The following is a 20,852-nucleotide window of genomic DNA, read 5'->3' on the forward strand; positions in this document are numbered from 1 at the left end:
CTGTGCGTCGACCTTCTCGCTCGGCTGGCCGAGGGCGCGGTATTGCTTCGGATCCGCCAGCCAGCCGAGCAGCAGGTCTTCGACGAACAGGTCAAGCGTCGGTTTGTCCACGCGCGCGCATCCGCGCGGCGAGTTGCAGCCGTACCGAAACGTCCCCGGTGCCGTTGGGACTTTCTTCACCGTCAACACGGTTTCGCACACGCCACATTTGGCGATCATCGACAGCCAGTGCTTGACGTCGCTCCCGCCGCGGTTGGTTCGCCGCGCGTCGTCGCCGAGGATCCGCTGTACCCGCCGATACATCGCTGGCGTCACGATGTACTCCCAGATGCCTTTGTACGCCTGGGTTTTCGGTCCGAGGTACTTGCCTTGCTTCCGCTCCGGATCGCGCACTCGCACACCCATGTACGCCGGATTGACCAGCATCGACCGAAGATGCTGGGAGGTGAACGGCCCGCCGGACTTCTTCTCGATGCCGCGCGCCGCGAAATCCTTCGTGATCGTGTAGAGCGTGTCGCCCTTCGCCACCCGCTTGAAAAGCTCCTTCACAACCGGTGCCTGCTCGGGGTGCAGCTCTTGCGCGATCAGTTCGCGCGTCCGCTCGTCGTAGCGCCGGATATAGCCGTAAGGCGTCTTCCCGTGCGGCCGCCCCTGTGCGGCCGCGCTCTTCGTTCCGCGAAGGACTCGCATCGACAGCAGGTTGGTTTCGAGCGCGGCATCAGCGGCCGCCTTCACCAGCTCGGCACGGTCGAACGGGTCGGCAGGATCGAAGAAGCGACCGCGCATCTCGATCCAGAACACGACACCCCGCGACTTGGCAAGGTCGATCAGGGCAATCCACTCGCCCTCTTGCCGGGAACCGCGCGAGTTCTCCCACATCATCAAGATCTGCGCGTTGAAGGTGTCCTCGCGCAAGTCGGTCATCAACCGCTCGAAGTCGTCGCGCTTCTTCCGCGCGTACTCGGATGCGGATCCGATGTCGTGGTACGACGGCCCGACCAGATTCAGCCCCATCCGATCAGCAGACCGGACGTGGTCCGCGTGCTGGTCTTCCGGGGACCGCTCGCGGCCGTTCCGGTCCTTAGAAACACGCACGAGATCCCGCGCGACCAGCCCAATCAAGGCGTCGCGGCTTGTCAGATCGATCCCCATCGTTTTAAAGTATCACCGGCATTGGGTCACACAGGTCATGCCCCTCGTCTTCTTCGCAGGCGGCGCGGCGAACCTGATCTCGTTGCGCCGTGCGGAATCCACCCGCGCCTGGTTCGCCGGACGCGTTCGCCGGCTGCTCATTCCGGTGCTGCCGCTGATGGCGGTGTGGCTCGTCGTGCCGGATCTGTTGCGCGGCATGGGAGTTCCGCCGCAACCGGTCCAGGTGGCCAGCGCGATCGCCGCGCAGTTGCTCTGGTTCCTCTCGGTCTACCTGCTCACCGTGCTGCTCACGCCGCTGATGGTCGCCGCGCACCGCCGCTGGGGTCTCGCGGTTCCGGCGGTGCTGGCCGGACTGGGCGTTCTCGTTGACGTGGCACGGTTCTCCGACCTCGGGATGATCGGATACGCCAACGCCGTCATCGTCTGGGTCGCCGTGCACCAACTCGGCTTCCACTACGTCGAAGGCCGCCTCGGCTCGCTCAGCCGCCGTGCCGCGCTGGCCGTTTCCGTCGCCGGTTTCGGGGTGACGGCGCTGCTGGTCGCGTTCGGTCCTTACCCGGCGAGCATGATCGGCATGCCGGGCGCGCCGGTGTCCAACATGAGCCCGCCCACCGTCCTGCTGCTGTTCCTCGCGCTCGGCCAGATCGGGTTCCTGCTGGCGTTCCGCGAGAAGCTCGTCTCGCTCCCCCGCGTCACCGCGGCGCTCAGCTGGCTCAGCCCGCGGTTCATGTCGGTCTACCTCTGGCACATGCCTGCGCTGGTCGTGGTTTCCGGCGTGACCGTCCTCGGCCTCGGCTACTCGACGCCGACCCCGGGTTCGTCGATGTGGTTCCTGATGGCGCCCGCCTGGATCGCCGTGTGCGGAGCGGTGCTGCTGGGTCTGCTGCGCCTGTTCGAGCGCTTCGAAACGCAGCCGGACGGCCTGGTCGTGACCGCTCGGACACCGCAGCTGGTGCTGGCGGGCCTGCTCGCCTCCGGCGGTCTCCTGGGACTGGCCGCGCACGGGTTCGCCCCGCTCAACGACAACCTGCTGACCGGTCCGCTGCCCTGGGTGGCGCTGGTCGCGGCCGGATACGCACTGGCCGGACGTCAGGTGTCGATGACGCGCAGCCGGGCTCTCGTGGCGGTCAAACGCTGAGGAGCTTCGCGGGCGTGTCGTGCAGCACCGCCCGCAGGAACGGCTCGCCAAGGCGATCGTCGGCTGCCCAGCCGGCGATCGCCCGCAGCTGGGTGGCGTAGGAGTACGGGATGTTCGGGAAGTCGGTGCCGAGGACGACGCGGTCGGCCACCTCCGCCAACCGGACCGTCCAGTCCGGCGGCAGCGGCGACATCGCCTCCGCGAACGGCACGCCGACCATGGTGGTGTCGAGGTGCACGCGCGGGTAGCGCGCCAGCAGCTCGAACGCGGTGGCGAACTGCGGCATCGCCGCGTGCGCGAGGACGGCGGTGAGCCGAGGATGCCGTTGCAGGACTTCCTCGAACACCTCGAGCCCGGTGAAATCGCCGCGCAACGGTCCGTGTCCACAGTGGATCACGACCGGCACGCCCGCTTCGGTGAGCGAGCCCCACACCGGGTCGAGCAGCTCGTCCCGCGGGTCGTACGCCCCGACCTGCACGTGCGCCTTGAAACACCGGGCTCCGGCGCGCAACGCATTGTCCACATAGGACGCCGCGCTCGGCTCCGGGTAGAACGTGCCGGTGGGCACCGCTTCCGGCACCTGCTCGGCGAACTCCAGCACCCACGACGTGAGCCACTCCGCCATGCCCGGCTTGTGCGGGTACACCAGCGGCGCGAAAGCTTTCACGCCCAGCGCGCGCAACGTGTCGATCCGTTCCGCCTCCGGCGTGCGGTAGTGGATCGGCCACGGCATGCCGTAGTGCTGCTCGGCACGGTCGAAATACGCCCACACCTTGTCCAGCACGGGCTTCGGCAGGAAGTGGACGTGCAGGTCCACGATGCCGTCGAGGCCGAGCCCGGCGATCCAGCCCGGGACGTCGGCGTCGGTGGCCGGACCCGCCGTCACTCCGTGAACCGGCCCTTCAACGCCCGCCCCATCGCACGGCTGATGTCCTTCTGCGCGTCGCGCTTGGCGAGCGACTGCCGCTTGTCGTAGGCCTTCTTGCCCTTGGCCAGCGCGATCTCGACCTTGACCTTGCCGTCCTTGAAGTACATCGACAGCGGCACGAGCGACAGACCGCTTTCCTTGGTCTTGCCGATGAGCCGTTCGATCTCGCGCCGGTGCAGCAGCAGCTTCCGCGTGCGCCGCGGCATGTGGTTGGTCCAGGTGCCCTGGGTGTACTCCGGGATGTGGACGTTGCGCAGCCACACCTCGCCGTCGTCCACCGTCGCGAACGCGTCCACAAGGGAGGCTTTGCCTGCGCGCAGGCTCTTCACCTCGGTGCCCTGCAGCACCATCCCGGCCTCATAGGTGTCCAGGATGGAGTAGTCGTGCCGAGCCTTGCGGTTCGACGCGATGACCTTCTGTCCACGTTCCTTGGGCATACCGACCACTTTACGTGATGTGTCCGACGGCGAGCAGCGGATTTCTTTCCGCTAGTGCCGCACGTACAGGCGCAGCGTGACGTACCCGGTGATCGCCGAGATCACGATCGACACCGCGAGCAGGATCGGCGCGACCGGGAACAGCACCTCGAGCGTGGTGATCTGCGGGAACACTTCGCCGGTGAAGACCGTGTCGAGGAAGGACAGCTTCGTCAGAAGCAGGAACACCACCCCGAGCACGGCGCCGACCGTGCCGGCGACCACCGCCTCCAGGAGGAACGGCAGCTGGGTATACCACCGCGTCGCGCCCACCAGGCGCATGATGCCGACTTCCGTCCGCCTCGTGAACGCCGAAACCTGAATAGTGTTCGCGATCAGCAGCAAGGCGGCGACGGCCATGATGAGCGCCATCACGAACGCGATGTTCCGGACGCCGTTGAAGACGTTGAACACGCGGTCGAGGAACTTCTTCTGGTCGTCGACCTTCTTGACGCCGGGCTGGCCGGTGTACTGCTTGATGATCGCGTCGGACCGGTCCGGGTCCTTCAGCTTCACCTGCAGCGACGCGGGCAGCGCCTCGGGGCCGGTCAGCTCGAGCAGTTCGGGCTGGCTCGCGAAGATCTTCTTGAACCGGTCGTAGGCCTGGTCGCGGTTCTCGTACACGACCGATTCGACGCCGGGGTTGTTCTGCAGCGACTGGCGGAGCCCGGTGCAGAGCGCCTGCGTGCAGTTCTTGTCGTTCGCGCTCACGTCGTCGACCAGCGTGACCGAAACTTCGACTTCGGCGAGGAAGTTCGCCTTCATCTTGTCGATCGTGCGCACGGCGAGCAGACCGCCGCCGAGCATGGCGAGCGAGACCGCGGTGGTGAGGATCATCGCGATGGTCATCGTGACGTTCCGGCGCAAACCGGTGACGACCTCGCTGAAGACGAAACTGGCACGCATCGCTCTCGTAATTCCTTGGGTCGGGGCGGAAAAGGGCGGGGTGCGTCAGCGGCCGATGCCGTAGACGCCGCGGGCGTCGTCGCGGATCACGCGACCGAGCTGCAGCTCGACGACCCGCCGCCGCATCGAGTCCACGATGGAATGGTCGTGCGTGGCCATCAGCACCGTGGTGCCGGTGCGGTTGATCCGCTCCAGCAGCAGCATGATGTCCTGGCTGGTGTCCGGGTCGAGGTTCCCGGTCGGCTCGTCGGCGAGCAGCACGAGCGGCCGGTTCACGAACGCGCGGGCGATCGCGACGCGCTGCTGCTCGCCGCCGGAGAGCTCGTTGGGCAGCCGGTCGGCTTTGCCGTCGAGGCCGACGAGTTCGAGCACCTCGGGCACGACCTTGCGGATCGTGGGCCGCGGTTTCCCGATCACCTCGAGGGCGAACGCGACGTTTTCCGCGACGGTTTTGTTGGCCAGCAGCCGGAAGTCCTGGAACACGCAGCCGATGGTCTGGCGCAGGCGGGGGACCCTGCGCCGGGCGAGCTTGGCGACGTCGAAGTTCGACACCATGACCCGGCCCTTGGAAGGCACCTCTTCGCGCAGCAGCAGCCGCAGGAACGTCGACTTCCCGGAACCGGACGGGCCGATGAGGAAGACGAACTCACCCTTGTCGATCTCGACCGACACCCGTTCGAGGGCGGGACGGGTCGAGGTCTTGTAGACCTTGGAAACCTCTTCGAGCCGGATCACGGTTCGGCATCCTACCCATGGGCCCCGTTAAGCCCGGGTTGCCGGTACCTTGGGTGACCCGCGCCTCGTCCCGGCGCGGGTCGCCGCGGCGACGCGGATCAGGCCGCGTTCGCCTGCTTGCGCCAGCGGATCCCGGCCTCGAGGAAGCCGTCGATGTCGCCGTCGAGGACCGCGGTGGGGTTGCCGACCTCGAATTCGGTGCGCAGGTCCTTCACCATCTGGTACGGGTGCAGCACGTAGGAGCGCATCTGGTTGCCCCAGCTGGAGCCGCCGTCCTTGAGCGCGTCCATTTCGGCCCGTTCCTCCTCCTTTTTGCGCTGCAGCAGGCGCGCCTGGAGGACCTTCATCGCGGCCGCCTTGTTCTGCAGCTGCGATTTCTCGTTCTGGCAGGAGACGACGATGCCGGTCGGGATGTGGGTGAGGCGGACCGCGGAGTCGGTCGTGTTGACGCTCTGCCCGCCGGGGCCGGACGAGCGGTACACGTCGACGCGGATGTCCTTTTCCGGGATGTCGACGTGGTCGACTTCCTCGACCTCGGGCAGGACCTCGACGTGCGCGAAGGACGTCTGCCGGCGGCTCTGGTTGTCGAACGGCGAGATCCGCACGAGGCGGTGGGTGCCCTGTTCGACCGAGAGGGTGCCGTAGACGTACGGGGCGCTCACCTTGAAGGTGGCGGACTTGATGCCCGCTTCTTCGGCGTAGGAGATGTCGAAGACGTCCGTGGGGTAGCCGTGCCGCTCGGCCCAGCGCAGGTACATCCGGAGCAGCATTTCGGCGAAGTCGGCCGCGTCGACGCCGCCCGCTTCGGAGCGGATGTTGACGACGGCGTTGCGGGCGTCGTATTCGCCGGACAGCAGGGTGCGGACCTCGAGCGCGTCGATGTCCTTGGCGAGGTCGGCGAGGTCGCCCTCGGCCTCGGTCATGCTGCCGGTGTCGCCTTCGTCGGCGGCGAGCTCGTAGAGGACGCCGAGGTCGTCGAGGCGCTGCCGCAGTTCGGAGACGCGGCGCAGCTCGGCCTGCCGGTGGGACAGCTGGCTGGTGACCTGCTGGGCTTCCTCGACGTTGTCCCAGAGGGTCGGGCTGGACGCCTGTTCCTCGAGTTCGGCGACCTGCGCGCGCAGCGCTTCGAGGTCCATCACCGACTCGATCTGCGTCAGCTTGCCGGTCAGGTCCTTCAGTGCCGCATCGAACTCATCGCTCACGTCGGACAAGGTTACGGCAAAACCCACGACCGGTCGCGAACCGGTCGTGGGGCCGGGGCGGCGCTCAGGCCTGCGGGATCGAGTCGAGCAGCTTCAGGGCGGCCTTGGCCTGCGCCTGGGCGAACTCGGCGACTGCCTTGGCGTAGGGGCCGTCGGCGGTCTTGGCGGCGTTCTTGGCCTCTTCGAGCTGGGCCTGGTAGGTGGTGCGGGCGCTGTCGAGCAGGGCGCCGCGCTGCTTGGCCGTCAGGGAGCCGGCGTGCACGAGCCGCAGGATGAGCGGGCTGCGCAGGTGGTCGGGTCCGGCCTCGGACGTGAGCCACGTCTTGAAGGCCTTCTTGCCCGCCGCGGTGAGCACGTACTGCTGGCTCGAGCGGGGCCCTTGCTTGCCGAGCCGGACGAGACCCTCTTTCGAGAGCGCCGGGAGCTCGCGGTAGACCTGGCTGCGGGTGACACTGAAGAAGGCGCCGAAGCGCTCGTCGGCGCCCGACACGAGCTGCCCGCCGGTGGCGGGACCGTCGTGGAGCAGACCGAGCAGAGCGGCGGCGGTTGCATTCAATTCGGACACCCCTCTACGGTCCCACTTATCCGCCGCTGTGTCCACAGTGGTCACCAATCAGTCCATTGTGGCCAGCGGCAACCCCTCTAACAGCCCAGTCCGCAGGTATGTCCACAATAGACTCTGCCACTCTGAGCAACCACCGCCGAAACGATCACCGCGCCGCAACCACCACCCGAGCGACGGCCAAATGGCGCACAAAAAAGCCGGGGCCCGTGCATCCGCACGAGCCCCGGCTTTCGTTCCACGTAGCGGGGACAGGATTTGAACCTGCGACCTCTGGGTTATGAGCCCAGCGAGCTACCGAGCTGCTCCACCCCGCGTCGTTGTAAAAACAACTCTACACCCCCGAAAAACCCCTCCGACACCACCCCCACAAAACCCCCTCACCAGCAAAAACACCCCACCCCGCCCCTGCCAGATCAACCTCACCCAAAGACCAAAACCCAGACCGCAAGCCAGCCGCCCCCAGAACTCGACAGGTTTAGACCTCTACTCGCGTCCGGTGTAGAGAGTCAAAAACCGTTGGGAGCATTGGAATATTCCACACAGCCAACACGCAACCCCCACAACGAGAAAAGTCATGGTGCTTCCGACGGCAATCGTTGCCTTTTCGCAGCCCCCCCCGGAGCCCACACACCAACCGCAAGCCACCCGCCCAACGCAACCCAACACGGGGGTCCAGGGGGCGCGCCCCCTGGCGGGGGTCTGGGGGTTCGACCCCCAGGGCAATAACGAAAGAGACCCGCCCTCGCGCATTCTGCGAGGACGGGTCTCTTGTCTCTGTAGCGGGGACAGGATTTGAACCTGCGACCTCTGGGTTATGAGCCCAGCGAGCTACCGAGCTGCTCCACCCCGCGTCGTAGGACCTACCTTACGCCCTGGTTTCGAGCGGGCGCAAAGCAGGTGCCTATTACGTAACCGAGGTCACCCGCCGGGCTGGGAGGTCGGCCCGTTGGACGGCGGCGGCGTGGCGGGTTTGGCGGAGTTGTACTCCTTGGTCGCCGCGTCGAGCGCGGCCAGTGCCGCGCCTTGGTCGGCGAAGTTGCCGGATTGCTGTGCCGCCTTGAGCTTGGCGAGCGCGGCTTGGATGTCGGCGACGGCCTTGTCCATGGCCGGGTTGCTGCCGCCGGTGCTGGGCGGCGGCGCGGCCGTGCTGGACGTCGGCGGGGTCGTCGTGGTGCCGGGGTCGCCTTCCTTCGGCGTGGTGGCTGCCGCGCCGGTGCCCTTGCCGAAGACTTGGTCGAGTGCCTCGTTGAGGGTGGACGCGAAGCCGATCTTGGCTCCGTAGGAGACGAGCACACGCGCCAGCTGCGGATAGCTCAGCTGGTTTCGTTGCCGGATGTAGACGGGTTCGACGTACAGGAATCCGTCCGCGACCGGCAGCGTGATCAGGTTGCCGTAAATGGGAATGACGTTGGGGTTGTTCAGCAATGTCCGGTCTTGGGCGACGCGGGGGTCGCTCTGGAACCGGTTTTGCACCTGGACGGGTCCGTCTACCTGGTTGGCCCCGCTGGCCGGGGGTAGTCGCAGGACGCGGATGGTGCCGTAGTCCTCCGGATCGGACGAGATGGACATCCAGGCGGAAAGGTATTGCCGTTGCAGACCGGTGAGCGCGCTGGTCAGCTGGAACGTCGGCCTGCCTTCGCCCGCCGCGTTGGCGAGGACGTAGTACCCGGGCTGGTTGGCGACGTTCGCGCCGGCCGTGGTGGAGCTGCCGTCCTCGGTCGGGTCCTGCGGGACGCTCCAGAACGCCTGCTGCGCGTAGAACTCCTGCGGGCTGTCGACGTGATAGCGGGCGAGCAGTTCGCGCTGGATCTTGAACAGGTCCTCGGGGTAGCGGAAGTGCGAGCGCAGTTCCGGCGAGATCTCCGAGCTGGGCTTGACCGTGCCGGGGAAGACCTTCTCCCACGCCTTGAGGACGGGCTCGTTGTCGTCGATCGAGTACAGGTTGACGGTGCCGTCGAACGCGTCGACGGTCGCCTTCACCGAGTTGCGGATGTAGTTGATCGAGTTGTTCGCCTGTTTGGTGACGCCGTTGAGCGAGTCGTTGGTCGCTTCGCCGAGTTGCGTCTGCTGGGCGTACGGGTAGTTGTCGAGCGTGGTGTACCCGTCGACGATCCACTGGATGCGGCCGTTGACCACCGCGGGGTACGGGTCGCCGTCGAGGGTGAGCCACGGGGCCACCTTCGCGACGCGGTCGCGCGGTTCGCGGTTGTACATGATCTTCGAGCCGTCGCCGATGGCGTCGGAGAAGAGGATCTTCGGTTCGCGGTATTCGGCGGCGAACATCAGCCGGTTGAACCAGTTGTCGAGCGAGACGCCGCCCTTGCCCTGGTAGAGGTAGCCGCGCTGGGCGTCGGTGTCGTACTCGCCGGGGGCCTTGCCCGGCGTGCCGCCGACGATCGCGTAGTCGGACTGGTTGGTGAGCTCGCCGTAGTAGATCCGCGGCTGGTCGACCTTGATGCCCGGCTGGCCGTTGACCGAGCCCGCGCCGGTCGGGTTGCTCGTGTCGCTCGTGGTGGCGATCGGGTAGCCGCCGTCGGAGTTCGAATCCTTCACCGCACGGTCGATCGTGTTCGCCGGCGCGGCCACGAAGCCGTTGCCGTGCGTGTAGACCATGTGCTTGTTGATCCAGTTGTTCTGGTTCCCGGTGAGCCCGTCGGTCTTCATTTCCTTGGCGGCCACGATGTAGTCCTGCGTGGTGCCGCCGATGGTGTACCGGTCGATGTCCAGCTTGGACGGGAAGCCGTAGAAGTTCTCGCGGCCGACGCGCTGGGTGAAGGTGTCGCTGAGGATGTTCGGGTCGAGCAGCCGGATGTTGGACACCGTGCCGGTGTCGGCCTTCACCGCGTCCGCGGTGGTTTCGGTCTTGCCCGGGTACTGCTCGTATTTCACGTTGGTGAGGCCGTACGCCGCGCGCGTCGCGTCCATGTTGCGCTGGATCGACGTCGCTTCCTTCTCGTTCGCGTTCGGCTTGACCGAGAACTGGTCGAGAATCGCCGGCCAGGCGACGCCGACCAGCACGCCGGACAGGATCAGCAGCACCAGCGAAATCGCCGGCAGCTGCAGATTCCGCAGGAACGCGCCCGCGAAGAAGGCGATCGCGCAGATCACCGAAATGCACAGCAGGATCAGCTTCGCCGGGAGCACCGCGTTGAGGTCGGTGTAGGTGGCGCCGTTGAACAGCGGCATGTTCCGGTCGGACAGCAGCAGGTTGTACCGGTCGAAGAAGTACTCGACCGCCTTCAGCAGCACGAAAAGCCCGACGGTGATGGCGAGCTGCGCGCGCGTCGGCCCGGCCAGCTGGCCGCCGCGGCCGGCGAGCCGGATGCCGCCGAAGATGTAGTGCGCGATCAGCGCGCCGAAGAACGAGACGACGACGGTGACGAACAGCCAGCCGAGCAGCCAGTTCACGAACGGCAGGGAGAAGGCGTAGAAGCCGAGGTCGATGCCGAACTCGGGGTCCTTCTGCCCGAACGAGGTGCCGTTGAGGAACAGCTGGATCGTCTGCCAGTCCCCGCTCGCCGAGGCTCCCGAGATGACGCCGGTGAGCACCGGGATGCCGATGCCGAACAGCCGGATCCGGCTGACGATCACCGAGCGGTAGCGCGACAGCGGATCGTCGCGGCCGGACACCGGCACGAACACCGGGCGCGTGCGGTAGGCGATGAGCAGGCTGACCGCCAGCGCGCCGCCGACCAGCAGCCCTACCGCGAGGAAGAGCACGATGCGGGTGACCACCTGCGTGGTGAACACCGACCGCGCCTGCACTTCGCCGAACCACAGCCAGTCCACGTAAGTGTCGAGCAACCGGACGCCGGCCAGCAGGGCCAGCACGATCACCGCGGCGATGATGAGAAGGATCCGGCTGCGCCGGGACAGCTTCAGGCTCACCGGGGGCCGAGTCGCCACGGCAATGCTCCTGTCTTCGTGAACACGTTCTCCGGGGACAGCGGTGTCCCCCGTGACCTCTAACTCTACGGATGGTGCCGCGAGTTCCCGGGACCGCCCAAACCGGGCACGCGCGGCGCGTCGCGGGGACGCCTGACACGATGGTCGCCATGCCACCGAGTGAGCCGTCTGCCGCCCACCCTGTCGCCGGGCTGGCCCGGGAAGTCGAAGAGTTCGTCGCCGCCGCGGGCTGGAACCAGCCGCCGCAGTTGTTCGCGCTGGTGCCGACCGCGGCACTGCTGGACGAACAGCCCGAACTGGCCGGTCAGCTCGACCGGGCGAACCCGCTGACGCCGGTGGCCCAGGAGGCGCTGCCGGACGGCGATCTCGCCGAATCGCTCGGCCGCATCGCGTGGCCGGAGATCGTGGTCGGCTGCGCGCTGGCGCAGGAGATCATCGTGCTGCCCCCGGACGTGGAGGCGGAACTCGAAGGCATCGCCGAAGCGGACGCCGAAAGCCTCCGCCGCGCCGCCGCGGACCACCCGCGCCGCACCGAGGCTCGTCTGGTGGCCGCGGTCCTGCGCGAAGGCGACGCGGCTTGCGTGATGCGGCTGCGCGGCGTCCAGCCGGGCAACGAGGACGAGAACGCGGTCGACGAACTGGTGGAGAGCCCGGACCTCGCGCCGAACCTGGTCGAAGCGCTGAAGACGACCCTGCAGCCCTGATCCTTCCCAACGACAAAGGGCCCGTTGATGCTTTCAACGGGCCCTTTCCGTGTCGCTGGGTCAGCAGTGCGCGGTCGGGCGACCGGCCTTCAGGTTCTCCAGCTGCTTGAGCGCGTCGTCGAGGTTGGACACCTTGATGAGGTTGAGGCCTTCCGGCGCGGCCGATTTGGCCTCGGCGCAGTTGTGCTCGGGGACGAGGAAATCGGTCGCGCCCGCTTCCTTCGCGCCGACGACCTTGAACGAGATGCCGCCGATCGGACCGACCTGGCCGGTCTCGCTGATCTCGCCGGTGCCCGCGATGTGCCTGCCGCCCGCGAGGTCGCTGCCCGGTTTCCCGGGCGGGGTGAGCCGGTCGATGATCGCGAGGGTGAACATCAGCCCGGCCGACGGGCCGCCGACGTCCTGCAACGAGATGTCGACGGAGAACGGCGCGACCGCGCGGTCGACGGCGGTCAGGCCGAGGAAGCCCTGGGTGCGGTCGTCGCGGTGGGCGAGCGTGACCGGCACGGTGCGTTCCGGCTGGCCGAGGTGCTGGAAGGTGACCTGGACGGTGTCGCCCGGCTTGGTGTTGACGATCGAAGCGGCGACCTCGCCCGCCTCGCGCACCTGCTTGCCGTTGACCGCGACAAGCTTGTCGCCGGGGGCGAGGATGTGGTCGGCCGGGCTGCCGGACACGATCTGCTTCGCGACGACCTGCACCGGGTAGCCGAGGTGGCGCAGCGCGGCGACCTGGGCGTTGCTCTGCGAGTTCTGCAGCTGCTGGATGTTCTCCTGCTTGACCTGCTCGTTCGTCTCGCCCGGCTTGTAGTACTCCTCGCGCGGCGCGAGCGCGTAGCGGCCGCTGGCCCAGAGGCCGAGCGCGGTGAAGAGGTTGATGCCGTCGTTGAGCGAGACGGTGGTCATCCGCAGTTCGCCGCTGGTGCCGTAGGTCTGCTGCCCCTTGACCTGGATCACCGGGTTGCCCGCGGCGTCGCGGCCGAGGGTGTCGTAGGTGGGCCCGGGGCTGATCGCGACATACGGCACCTGGACCAGGAACCCGGCCACGACGAACACCAGGAACAGCACGCCGCTGACCAGCATCGTCCATCCGCGGCGGGTCATCCGCCGGTCGCTGCGGCCCGGCGCGCGCGACGGCTCGGCGCGGCGGGACTGGTTCGCGGTGTCCTCGTCCGGTTTTGTCACGAGCGACAGCGTACGGTGACTGTGTTCGCTTCCCGGTGAAGGCCACGGTTGACGCGCTGAGCCGGGTCGCACCCGCGTACGGTGGAGCTATGAGCAATCCCCCGTTCGGCTTCGGACCGCCCGATCCCGACAAGCGAGGCGACAACGACCCCTCGAACCCGGGCCAGCCCGGCGGAGCCGAGGCGTTCAACCAGCTCGGGCAGATGCTGAGCCAGCTGGGCCAGATGCTGAGCCAGGCGGGCTCGTCGAGCGGGCCGGTCAACTACGACCTGGCGAAGCAGATCGCACTCCAGAACCTGAGCGGGCGGGACGACGCCAAGATCGGCTTCTCGTCCGAAGGCGGCGACTCCGCCACTGCCGTGCGCGACGCCGCGCACCTGGCGGAACTGTGGCTCGACGCGGCGACGATCCTCCCCGCGGGCGCGACCTCGACGGTCTCGTGGTCCGCGCGCACCTGGGTCGAGAAGACGCTGCCGACCTGGCAGCGACTGTGCGATCCGGTGGCGCAGCAGGTGTCCGGCGCGTGGATGCAGGCGCTGCCCGAGGAAGCCAAGCAGGCGGCGGGCCCGCTGCTGTCGATGATGGGCCAGATGGGCGGAATGGCCTTCGGCTCCCAGCTCGGCAACGCGCTGGCGCAGCTCGCGCAGGAAGTGCTCACCTCGACCGAGGTCGGCCTGCCGCTCGGCGAGGCCACCACGTCGGCGTTGCTCCCGGCGAACATCGAGAAGTTCACTGAAGGCTTGGAGCTGCCCGCCAGCGAGGTACTGGTGTTCCTGGCCGCGCGCGAGGCCGCGCACCAGCGCCTGTTCGCGCACATCCCGTGGCTGCGGCAGCGCCTGCTGGCGACGGTCGAGGAGTTCGCCCGCGGGATCACTGTCGACACCTCCGCACTCGAGTCGCTGGCCGGAAGCATCGACCCGGCGAACCCGGCGAGCATCGAAGAAGCGATGTCGTCCGGCCTGCTGGAACCGCAAACCACGCCGGAGCAGCAGGCGGCCCTGAAGCGCCTGGAAACCCTGCTGGCCCTGGTGGAAGGCTGGGTGGACGTAGTGGTGGCCGAGGCCATCGGCGACCGTCTCCCGGGAGCCGAGGCCCTGCGCGAAACCCTGCGCCGCCGCCGCGCGACCGGCGGCCCGGCCGAGCAGACCTTCGCCACCTTGGTGGGTCTCGAACTGCGCCCACGCCGGATGCGCGCCGCGTCGTCCCTGTGGAAGCTCGTGGGAGACCGCCACGGCCTCGAAAAGCGCGACGGCCTCTGGTCGCACCCCGACCTCATGCCGACCGCCGACGACCTGGACGAGCCCCTGGACTTCGCCGACCGGATGTCCGAACCGCCGTCTCTCGCCGCTGACCTGGACCCGATCGCGGAACTGGAACGCACGGAGAAGGCGGAACGGGAGGCCCGCGAGGCTGGCGAGGCCAAGGACGCCGACTCCTCCGACGAGGGCAGCGAGACTCCGAAGGACGAGGGCAAGAAGGACGAGGGGAACTCGCCTTCCTAAGGCTTCCCGTCTGGGGTCGCCTTACGCCCCGGCCACACTGCCGTTAAGCGCGGACCGTCTCACTCAGTTGAGACGGTCCGCGTTGCGTTTGTCCCGCCATAACTCCGCTCTTACCGCGACCTCCGCCTCTCACCACGGGTTCCGCCCCACCGCGTGATCACGAGTACCGGCACGCCGCCACACGAAGAACTCCGCGACGCTTCCGCCGCAGGTCCCGCCGCACCGCCTCGCCACCGCACCCGCCGCGGCGGGTGCGCCACCGGTTCGTCGACCCGGCTCGTCACCCGTCCCGCCGCACCGCCTCGGTACCTGCCCCGCCGTTCGTCACCGGTCCCGCCGACTCATCTCGTCGCCCGTTCCGCCGCCCCCTCATCACCTGCTCCGCTGACCCATCTCCTCACGCAGCCGCCACCGTCGATCAAGCCAGTCCAGCGGCCACGAACTACTCACCCAGCCGCCCTCCTACCCCTCACTCCCCCCACACCTGGTCGCGGGTCACTCCCCCATACCTGGTGGCAAGCCCTCCGCCGACGCCCTCAGCCACGCACCACCCCTCCAAGCCCCAGCCACGCCAGCCACCGACTCAGTCCTCCTCCGAAATCCCCCACCCAGCCGCCGCCGAAAGCCCCTCCAGATACCCCATCGCCCGTTCCGTCTTCGGATACCGGTTGACGAGCGCCCAGAACGCCGGGTCGTGCCCCGGCTCCCGCAGGTGCGCCAGCTCGTGGACCAGCACGTAGTCCAGCACCCATTGCGGCACCTTCTGGAGCCGTTCGCTGACCCGGATGGTGGCGTCCACCGGCGTGCACGACGCCCACCTCGTGCGCATCGGCGGCACCCAGCGGACGCTCGCCGGCAACGCCTTCCCGTCCAGGTACTTCGCCCCGAGCACCGCGCAGCGCGCCAGCAGCGCCGCGTCCGACGTCTTGGGCGGCGCCGTCTTCCGTCCTCCCGGGCGCAGCAGCCTGCGCTCCATCTCCGCGACCCAGTGTTTCTCTTCTTCGCGCGTCATCCGTGCCGGGATGAGGACGACCAGGGTGTCGTCATTCCAGTACGCGGTGACCGTCCGGTGCCTGCGCTGGCTGCGCCGCACCTCGACCTTGTGTTGAGAAGTGTCCGACGGGGCCTTCTCGCCCCTGCCTCTCAGGGAGGACATCCGTGCTTCGACCACTCGACAACGGTAAGGCTCAGCACCGACAACTTGGAGCGCCGAAAGGTCACAGCCCTGACTTGTCCACAACTAGATTTCCCTGTGGACAACTCAGCTTCTCACCCACGAGTGGCGTTCCGGAGCTGCCAAGCTGACCACATGACCCTGTCCAGTGTTCCGCCGCCGGACGTGCTCCTCCCGGCGTACCCGACGTTGCTTCCGGGCCTCCACGTGCTCGAACGCGACGACAACGAGATCCAGTTCGGCCTCGACCGCCGCCACGGCATCATCGCCAACGGCCTGCCACCGGCGATCGTCGACAGCGTCCGCAGGCTCGACGGACGGCGTGGGCTCGAGGACGTCCTGCTCGCTGTAGGCGAACACCGGGACCAGTTCCATCTGCTGCTGAAACAGCTGTCCGCGCTCGGGTTGGTCACCGAAGCGGCGAAGAAGGAGGCGAAACGGGTCGAGACCGGCTTGTGGTCGCTGCGTGCCCGGCACTACCAGCCAGCCCTCACAGATCGTCGCTGGCAGAGCCTCATCGCGGTCCACGGCAGCGGACGGATCGCCGTGGCAGTCGCCGCGCTGCTCGCGACGTCCGGAGTCGGGCACCTCGACATCCGTGCGTCCGGCACGGTCTCCGAAGCCGATCTCGGTTCCGGGTTCACCCCCGCTGAGCTGGGCCAACCCAGGCAACGCGCGATACGGAACGTCGTCGCCCGGGTCGCGCCCGACGTCACCACCGCTCGCAACCAGCGCCGCCTCCCCGACCTCGTGCTGCTCACCGACACCCTTGTCCCGCCGCCGGAGGAGGTGGCCGAGCTGGTCGATTCGGGCACCACGCACCTGCCGGTCCGGGTGTGCGAGGGCACGGGCATCGTCGGGCCGCTCGTGGTGCCTGGCCGCAGTGCCTGCCTCCGCTGCTGTGACCTGCACCGGACCGACGCGGATCTGTCGTGGCCGAGGATCGCGACGCAGCTGGTAGGCCGGGTACCCAGGGCTGATCTCGGTGCTGTGCAGGCGTGCGCCTCGCTCGCCGTCGCCCAAGCGATGCGGCTGCTGTCGCCGAGCGAAACCCCGCCGCCGGCTTGGAACGCCACGCTCGAGATCGACAACTTCGACGGAAAACTCCACCGCCGGATCTGGGAACCGCACCCGGACTGCGGCTGCGGTGCGCCAGTTCCCGTCGAGGACGCTCTCGAAGCGGCGGAGGAGGCTTCCGAGGAGGTGCTGCAAGAGACGTAGGACACACCTGGGTGCCGTCAGCGGGCTGCGAGCGTCGTGCTTGCCAAGGCAGAATCGCAGAGTGACCGACTTTCGCGACCGCGCCGGAGACCGCGATTCCGCCATGCCGCGCCGCGGCGCTGCCCGTACCGCGAAGCTGGCGAGCCTTCCGCTCGGCATCGCCGGACGAGCGGTGGGCGGCTGGGGCAAGCGGCTGGCGGGGCAGAGCGCTGAGCAGGTGAGCGCGACGCTCTCGGCCAAGGCCGCAGAGCAGCTGTTCGAGGTGCTGGGCACGCTCAAGGGCGGCGCGATGAAGTTCGGGCAGGCGCTGAGCGTGTTCGAGGCCGCGGTGCCGGACGACATGGCGCAGCCGTACCGGGAAGCGCTCACGAAGCTGCAGTCGGCCGCTCCGCCGATGCCAGCCAGGCAGACCCACCGCGTGCTCGCCGAGCAGCTGGGCCGGTCATGGGTCGGCCGCTTCTCGCACTTCGACGACGAGCCCGCCGCTGCGGCGAGCATCGGCCAGGTGCACCGCGCGACCTGGCACGACGGTCGCGAGGTCGCGGTCAAGGTCCAGTACCCGGGCGCGGACGAGGCGCTGCGCAGCGACCTGCGCCAGCTGCAGCGCTTCAGCAGGCTGTTCCAGGCCTTCATCCCGGGAACCGACGTGAAACCGCTGCTCACGGAGCTGGCCGAGCGGATGGACGAGGAGCTCGACTACCTCGCCGAGGCCGACAACCAGCGCGCGTTCGCGAAGGCGTTCGAGGGCGACCCCGAATTCCTGATCCCGCGCGTCGTGGCGAGCGCGCCGAAGGTCGTGGTCAGCGAGTGGGCCACCGGCACGCCGCTGGCCAAGATCATCTCGGACGGCGACCCGGCCACCCGCAACCTGGCCGGGCGACTGCTCGCGGAGTTCCACTACTCGTCGCCGGCGCGGGCACATCTGCTGCATTCCGACCCGCACCCCGGCAACTTCATGCTCACCAGCGACGGCAGGCTGTGCGTGATCGACTTCGGCGGCGTCGCGAAACTGCCGCACGGAATCCCGCGCCACCTGGGCGAAATCACGCGGCTGGCCCTGGACGGCCACTCCGACGAACTGATGCGGCTGCTGCGCGAGAACCGTTTCGTGCGGGCAGATTCGTCGCTGGAAGCGGACGAGGTCCTGGCCTATCTCGCGCCGTTCACCGAGCCACTGGCCGAGCCGACGTTCCACTTCACGCGCCGCTGGATGCAGCGACAGGCGGGCCGCGTCGGCGACTCGCGCGGCAACGACTTCCACGTCGGCCGCTCGCTGAACCTGCCGCCGGAGTACCTGATGATCCACCGGGTCACCGCGGGCTCGACGGGCATCCTCTGCCAGCTCGACGCCGAGATCCCCGCTCGCGGCATCGTGGAACGGTGGCAGCCCGGGTTCGCCGCCTGAGTTATCCACAAGGGAAGGCGACAACACCGAGTTGTCCACAGATTGCGCAGGGTGGTTTCGCGGAGTTGATCAAGGCGTCATTCTCGATGTATGACGACTACAACAAGCACTGACTCCCTCGCTTTCGGTGATCTGGTTTCCCACGGCGTACTCCACAGACGGCACCTGCGCGTCGCCGGAATTTCCGACCGAAGAGCCGCACAGCTCTCCGGCCCGGGCGGGCCGTGGCGACAGGTGTATTCCGGCGTATATCTCGTGCACGACAAACCTCCGAGCCGCGAGGAACTCCTGCACGCAGCCGTCGCCCGGTACGGACGCGGAACCATCATCACCGGCACGGATGCGTTGTGCGCACACGGAATCAGCCATCCGCGGACTCCGGAGATCCACCTTTTGGTGCCACACAACCGAAGGCCGGCCAACGAACCGAGCGTCATCACCTACCGCACCGCACGAATGCCCAAAGCAATCCAGATCGACGGCCTGCCCTACGCAAGCGCCGCCCGCGCCGCCCTCGACCTGGCCCGGCGGGAGAACGATCCGGACGAGATCGCGAGGCTGGTGTCGCTGCCGCTGTATTGGGGCTTGGCCGACCGCGCCGAGCTGACGACCGAATTGAACACCGGAAACCAGCGCGGTTCAGCCGCCGTACGCAATGTCCTGCGCAACCTCGACGACCAAGAAACCTTCGCGCACGGGCAAGCACTCCGGGTCCTTCAACGAACCCCGCTGCCCACCCCGCAATGGAACGTCGCAGTCTGCGACCGCCGCGGCCGCCGCCTAGGCACCGCAGACGCTTGGTGGGACGAGATCGGCTTGGCCTGGCGCTACCGCACCGCCGCGGGCCCAGAAGACTTCAGCCACCTGGCTTTAGCCGCGACCGGCACCGTGCTGTTTCGGTGCACCCCACGACAACTCCGGGAATCCCCAGAGGAGATGAGCACAGAACTCCTCAACGCCTACCGCCACGCCGCACGCACGCCCCGCCCGAAAGTGCGCGCCGTCTACAAGACAGGAAATGCCGCATGACCCGAACCTGACGCCCGAACACGAACACCGATTACCGGCACTCGGCAGGAGGCCTGACCTCAGCGCTCCGAACATGGTCGCCCGCGACTCGGGCACGAACGCTCGTCACGCGATCCGCCTCCCAGACCGAATCGCGCACGCGGTCCAGTCACCAGTACTCGTCGGGCAGCTTGCCTTCGATGTCCCGGACGTGGTTGCGCGCGCAGTCCGGACAGAGCCAGCGCTGTTGCCCGTTCTCCTTGGTGCTCACCCAGGCCAAGGTCGCGAGCGGATCGGTTTCGGCGGAGCGTGCCCGGCCGCACCGCGAGCACGTGGGGTCAGGCGCGGTCACGGTCGGCGTCCGTGGTGCACGGTGCGGGCACCGAGCAGGTAGAGGTCGCGGCGGTGGCCGAGGTAGTGAGCGCTGTCCGGATCGAGAAGGGCTGCCAGCGTCGCGCGGTCTTCGTCAGAGAGATGGTCAGCCCCGTGCGTTGCGAGACGGGAAAGGTGGTGGTGCACGTAATCAGCGAGACCGTCCGGACCAGGCGCGGGGTGGTCCACGAGCGCGCTGAAGGAGCTGACGTCAGCGAGTCCGGCGTGTTCGAGCGCGAGCGGCCAGCCGTAGGGCATCGGCACAGCACCGTCGATGCCCTCGCGCATTCCAACGAACCATTCCGCCTGCGCCGCCTGCAACCGATCCTCCAGACCGGGCCGTCCGAGCCCTAGATCCCAAGGGAGGCAAGAAAAAGACAACCCACCCTCAGCCAGCGCGACCACGCCGCCAACCCGCGCGACCGCGGTAAGCGTGCCAATCGCAGCCTGCTGGTCCGGAAGATGATGCACGACACGCGATGCCCATACGAGATCCGCGGCAGGCAGCAAATCGGGCAGGGCACCGTCGGCGAGGTCGGCGACTACCGCACGAACCTCGATGGTCGGTGCGGTGCCCTCGGCTGTCGATGCGATGTCGCCGATGGCCGAAGCGCTGTCCTCGGCTGTCGGTGCGGTGTCCCCGGATGCCGGAGCGAGGCCCTCGACCGGCGGCGCGGTGCCCTCGGCTGCTGCGAGGTGGCCGTTCGATGGCTCGGCGCTGCCGTCGGGCACGCGGCCGTTGCGCGACTGCGTTGAGCCATCCCTGGGGTTGGCCTGCGCGGCATCGGCAGCGGCACGTACGGCGCGCTCGGCCTCGTGGAGCAATTCGGGTGTCGCGTCGACCAGGATGATCGTGCCGCCGCCTTGGGTGGCCAGGGCTTGGGCGAAGTGGGTGCTCATGCCGCCGGCTCCGCAGCCCAGGTCGATCACCGTCGGGTTGGCGGGGAGTTTCGCCACCAGACGCGCGGCGATGACGGCGTGGGCGGGAGCGTCGAGAGTGTCGGCTGCGCGGAGGAGTACCAGCCGGTCAGCCCAGTCGATGTGGTCGTGCGTATGTCCGGACACGGGGTCATTGAACACCGGTCCGCGCGCGAGAACGAGCCTGGACTGTCCCCCGACGGACCTTCCAGGCTCGTTTCAGCGAAGAGATCGCGGCGGAACCGGTCGCACGTGATGGGTCGCCTGATCACCCAACTGCTGGGTGATCAGGCGACAAGAACATGCGCTGCCCGGCCTGAGGCAGGGCAGCCGAAATCGGCGAGGTCGGAGTCCGGGC

At 68.1% G+C, this 20,852-nt stretch carries 17 protein-coding genes, 2 tRNA genes and 1 pseudogene; 6 read left to right on the top strand and 14 right to left on the bottom strand.

Going from position 1 to position 20,852, the window contains the following annotated elements; all coding sequences use genetic code 11:
- The coding region (locus FKO37_RS43710; RefSeq protein WP_238608432.1) for a recombinase family protein at window positions 1-1,152 on the bottom strand (1,152 nt) is incomplete at its 3' end.
- 22 nt (window positions 1,153-1,174) lie between these two features.
- On the opposite strand from FKO37_RS43710, the pseudogene FKO37_RS43715 reads away from it, so the two are divergent.
- A pseudogene (locus tag FKO37_RS43715) lies at window positions 1,175-2,290 on the top strand (acyltransferase); the annotation flags it as partial.
- Here the strand turns inward: FKO37_RS43715 and FKO37_RS43720 are convergent.
- The 9 genes from FKO37_RS43720 to FKO37_RS43760 form a co-directional block, all read right to left on the bottom strand.
- Complete coding sequence (locus FKO37_RS43720) at window positions 2,280-3,176, bottom strand: amidohydrolase family protein (protein WP_238608433.1); 897 nt, start codon at window positions 3,174-3,176, stop codon at window positions 2,280-2,282. The pseudogene FKO37_RS43715 and the gene FKO37_RS43720 overlap by 11 nt on opposite strands.
- Window positions 3,173-3,655, bottom strand: coding sequence for an SsrA-binding protein SmpB (gene smpB, locus FKO37_RS43725; protein ID WP_037818295.1), 483 nt, complete (start codon window positions 3,653-3,655; stop codon window positions 3,173-3,175). The genes FKO37_RS43720 and smpB overlap by 4 nt, the downstream gene beginning before the upstream one ends.
- 51 nt (window positions 3,656-3,706) lie before the next feature.
- On the bottom strand, window positions 3,707-4,600 hold the full coding sequence (ftsX, locus tag FKO37_RS43730) for a permease-like cell division protein FtsX (RefSeq protein WP_037818294.1): 894 nt from the start codon (window positions 4,598-4,600) through the stop codon (window positions 3,707-3,709).
- Window positions 4,601-4,645: 45 nt separating this feature from the next.
- Entirely contained in the window at window positions 4,646-5,335 is a 690-nt protein-coding gene (gene ftsE / locus FKO37_RS43735; protein ID WP_009073292.1) for a cell division ATP-binding protein FtsE, read from the bottom strand.
- Between the two features lie 98 nt (window positions 5,336-5,433).
- Complete coding sequence (gene prfB / locus FKO37_RS43740; protein WP_037818293.1) at window positions 5,434-6,537, bottom strand: peptide chain release factor 2; 1,104 nt, start codon at window positions 6,535-6,537, stop codon at window positions 5,434-5,436.
- Between the two features lie 64 nt (window positions 6,538-6,601).
- Entirely contained in the window at window positions 6,602-7,102 is a 501-nt protein-coding gene (locus FKO37_RS43745) for a PadR family transcriptional regulator (protein WP_043832318.1), read from the bottom strand.
- Window positions 7,103-7,342: 240 nt separating this feature from the next.
- Window positions 7,343-7,416: transfer RNA gene (locus tag FKO37_RS43750), tRNA-Met, on the bottom strand.
- A gap of 463 nt (window positions 7,417-7,879) precedes the next feature.
- Window positions 7,880-7,953 (bottom strand) — tRNA-Met (locus FKO37_RS43755).
- A gap of 67 nt (window positions 7,954-8,020) precedes the next feature.
- Entirely contained in the window at window positions 8,021-10,990 is a 2,970-nt protein-coding gene (locus FKO37_RS43760) for a UPF0182 family protein (protein WP_238608658.1), read from the bottom strand.
- Between the two features lie 167 nt (window positions 10,991-11,157).
- Here FKO37_RS43760 and FKO37_RS43765 point away from each other — a divergent pair, with 167 nt between their 5' ends.
- On the top strand, window positions 11,158-11,712 hold the full coding sequence (locus tag FKO37_RS43765) for a PPA1309 family protein (protein ID WP_037818414.1): 555 nt from the start codon (window positions 11,158-11,160) through the stop codon (window positions 11,710-11,712).
- A 60-nt stretch (window positions 11,713-11,772) separates the two neighbouring features.
- Here FKO37_RS43765 and FKO37_RS43770 read toward each other — a convergent pair whose 3' ends face one another.
- Window positions 11,773-12,792 carry a PDZ domain-containing protein gene (locus FKO37_RS43770; protein WP_374204486.1) on the bottom strand — a complete coding sequence of 340 codons (1,020 nt, stop codon included), beginning with the start codon at window positions 12,790-12,792 and terminating at the stop codon, window positions 11,773-11,775.
- Window positions 12,793-12,983: 191 nt separating this feature from the next.
- Here FKO37_RS43770 and FKO37_RS43775 point away from each other — a divergent pair, with 191 nt between their 5' ends.
- Window positions 12,984-14,396, top strand: a complete 1,413-nt coding sequence (locus tag FKO37_RS43775) for a zinc-dependent metalloprotease (RefSeq protein ID WP_238608435.1) — start codon at window positions 12,984-12,986, stop codon at window positions 14,394-14,396.
- A 583-nt stretch (window positions 14,397-14,979) separates the two neighbouring features.
- Here the strand turns inward: FKO37_RS43775 and FKO37_RS43780 are convergent.
- Window positions 14,980-15,489: a M48 family metallopeptidase gene (locus tag FKO37_RS43780; protein WP_037818287.1), complete on the bottom strand. Its 510-nt coding sequence runs from the start codon at window positions 15,487-15,489 to the stop codon at window positions 14,980-14,982.
- A gap of 216 nt (window positions 15,490-15,705) precedes the next feature.
- Between FKO37_RS43780 and FKO37_RS43785 the strand changes: the two genes are divergently transcribed.
- The 3 genes from FKO37_RS43785 (at window position 15,706) to FKO37_RS43795 (ending at window position 19,225) form a co-directional block, all read left to right on the top strand.
- Window positions 15,706-16,791, top strand: a complete 1,086-nt coding sequence (locus FKO37_RS43785; protein WP_051172157.1) for a ThiF family adenylyltransferase — start codon at window positions 15,706-15,708, stop codon at window positions 16,789-16,791.
- Between the two features lie 61 nt (window positions 16,792-16,852).
- The gene (locus tag FKO37_RS43790) at window positions 16,853-18,196 is read left to right on the top strand and encodes an AarF/ABC1/UbiB kinase family protein (RefSeq protein WP_134732809.1); all 1,344 of its coding nucleotides are present in this window, start codon (window positions 16,853-16,855) and stop codon (window positions 18,194-18,196) included.
- A gap of 90 nt (window positions 18,197-18,286) precedes the next feature.
- Window positions 18,287-19,225, top strand: coding sequence for a hypothetical protein (locus tag FKO37_RS43795; protein WP_134669701.1), 939 nt, complete (start codon window positions 18,287-18,289; stop codon window positions 19,223-19,225).
- Window positions 19,226-19,373: 148 nt separating this feature from the next.
- Here FKO37_RS43795 and FKO37_RS43800 read toward each other — a convergent pair whose 3' ends face one another.
- The gene (locus tag FKO37_RS43800) at window positions 19,374-19,556 is read right to left on the bottom strand and encodes a hypothetical protein (RefSeq protein WP_134669703.1); all 183 of its coding nucleotides are present in this window, start codon (window positions 19,554-19,556) and stop codon (window positions 19,374-19,376) included.
- Window positions 19,553-20,641: a methyltransferase domain-containing protein gene (locus tag FKO37_RS43805; protein WP_238608436.1), complete on the bottom strand. Its 1,089-nt coding sequence runs from the start codon at window positions 20,639-20,641 to the stop codon at window positions 19,553-19,555. The genes FKO37_RS43800 and FKO37_RS43805 overlap by 4 nt, the downstream gene beginning before the upstream one ends.
- Window positions 20,642-20,852 lie beyond the last annotated feature (211 nt).

The sequence above is a fragment of the Amycolatopsis sp. Poz14 genome (genome assembly GCF_006704225.1).
Lineage (GTDB): Bacteria > Actinomycetota > Actinomycetes > Mycobacteriales > Pseudonocardiaceae > Amycolatopsis > Amycolatopsis nivea.

Bases quoted from the DNA above. Each gene is read 5' to 3' on its own strand.
- FKO37_RS43770 (WP_374204486.1), bottom strand. From the start codon at position 12,792: ATGCTGGTCAGCGGCGTGCTGTTCCTGGTGTTCGTCGTGGCCGGGTTC.
- FKO37_RS43765 (WP_037818414.1), top strand. From the start codon at position 11,158: ATGCCACCGAGTGAGCCGTCTGCCGCCCACCCTGTCGCCGGGCTGGCC.
- smpB (WP_037818295.1), bottom strand. From the start codon at position 3,655: ATGCCCAAGGAACGTGGACAGAAGGTCATCGCGTCGAACCGCAAGGCT.
- FKO37_RS43775 (WP_238608435.1), top strand. From the start codon at position 12,984: ATGAGCAATCCCCCGTTCGGCTTCGGACCGCCCGATCCCGACAAGCGA.
- ftsX (WP_037818294.1), bottom strand. From the start codon at position 4,600: ATGCGTGCCAGTTTCGTCTTCAGCGAGGTCGTCACCGGTTTGCGCCGG.
- FKO37_RS43785 (WP_051172157.1), top strand. From the start codon at position 15,706: ATGACCCTGTCCAGTGTTCCGCCGCCGGACGTGCTCCTCCCGGCGTAC.
- FKO37_RS43795 (WP_134669701.1), top strand. From the start codon at position 18,287: ATGACGACTACAACAAGCACTGACTCCCTCGCTTTCGGTGATCTGGTT.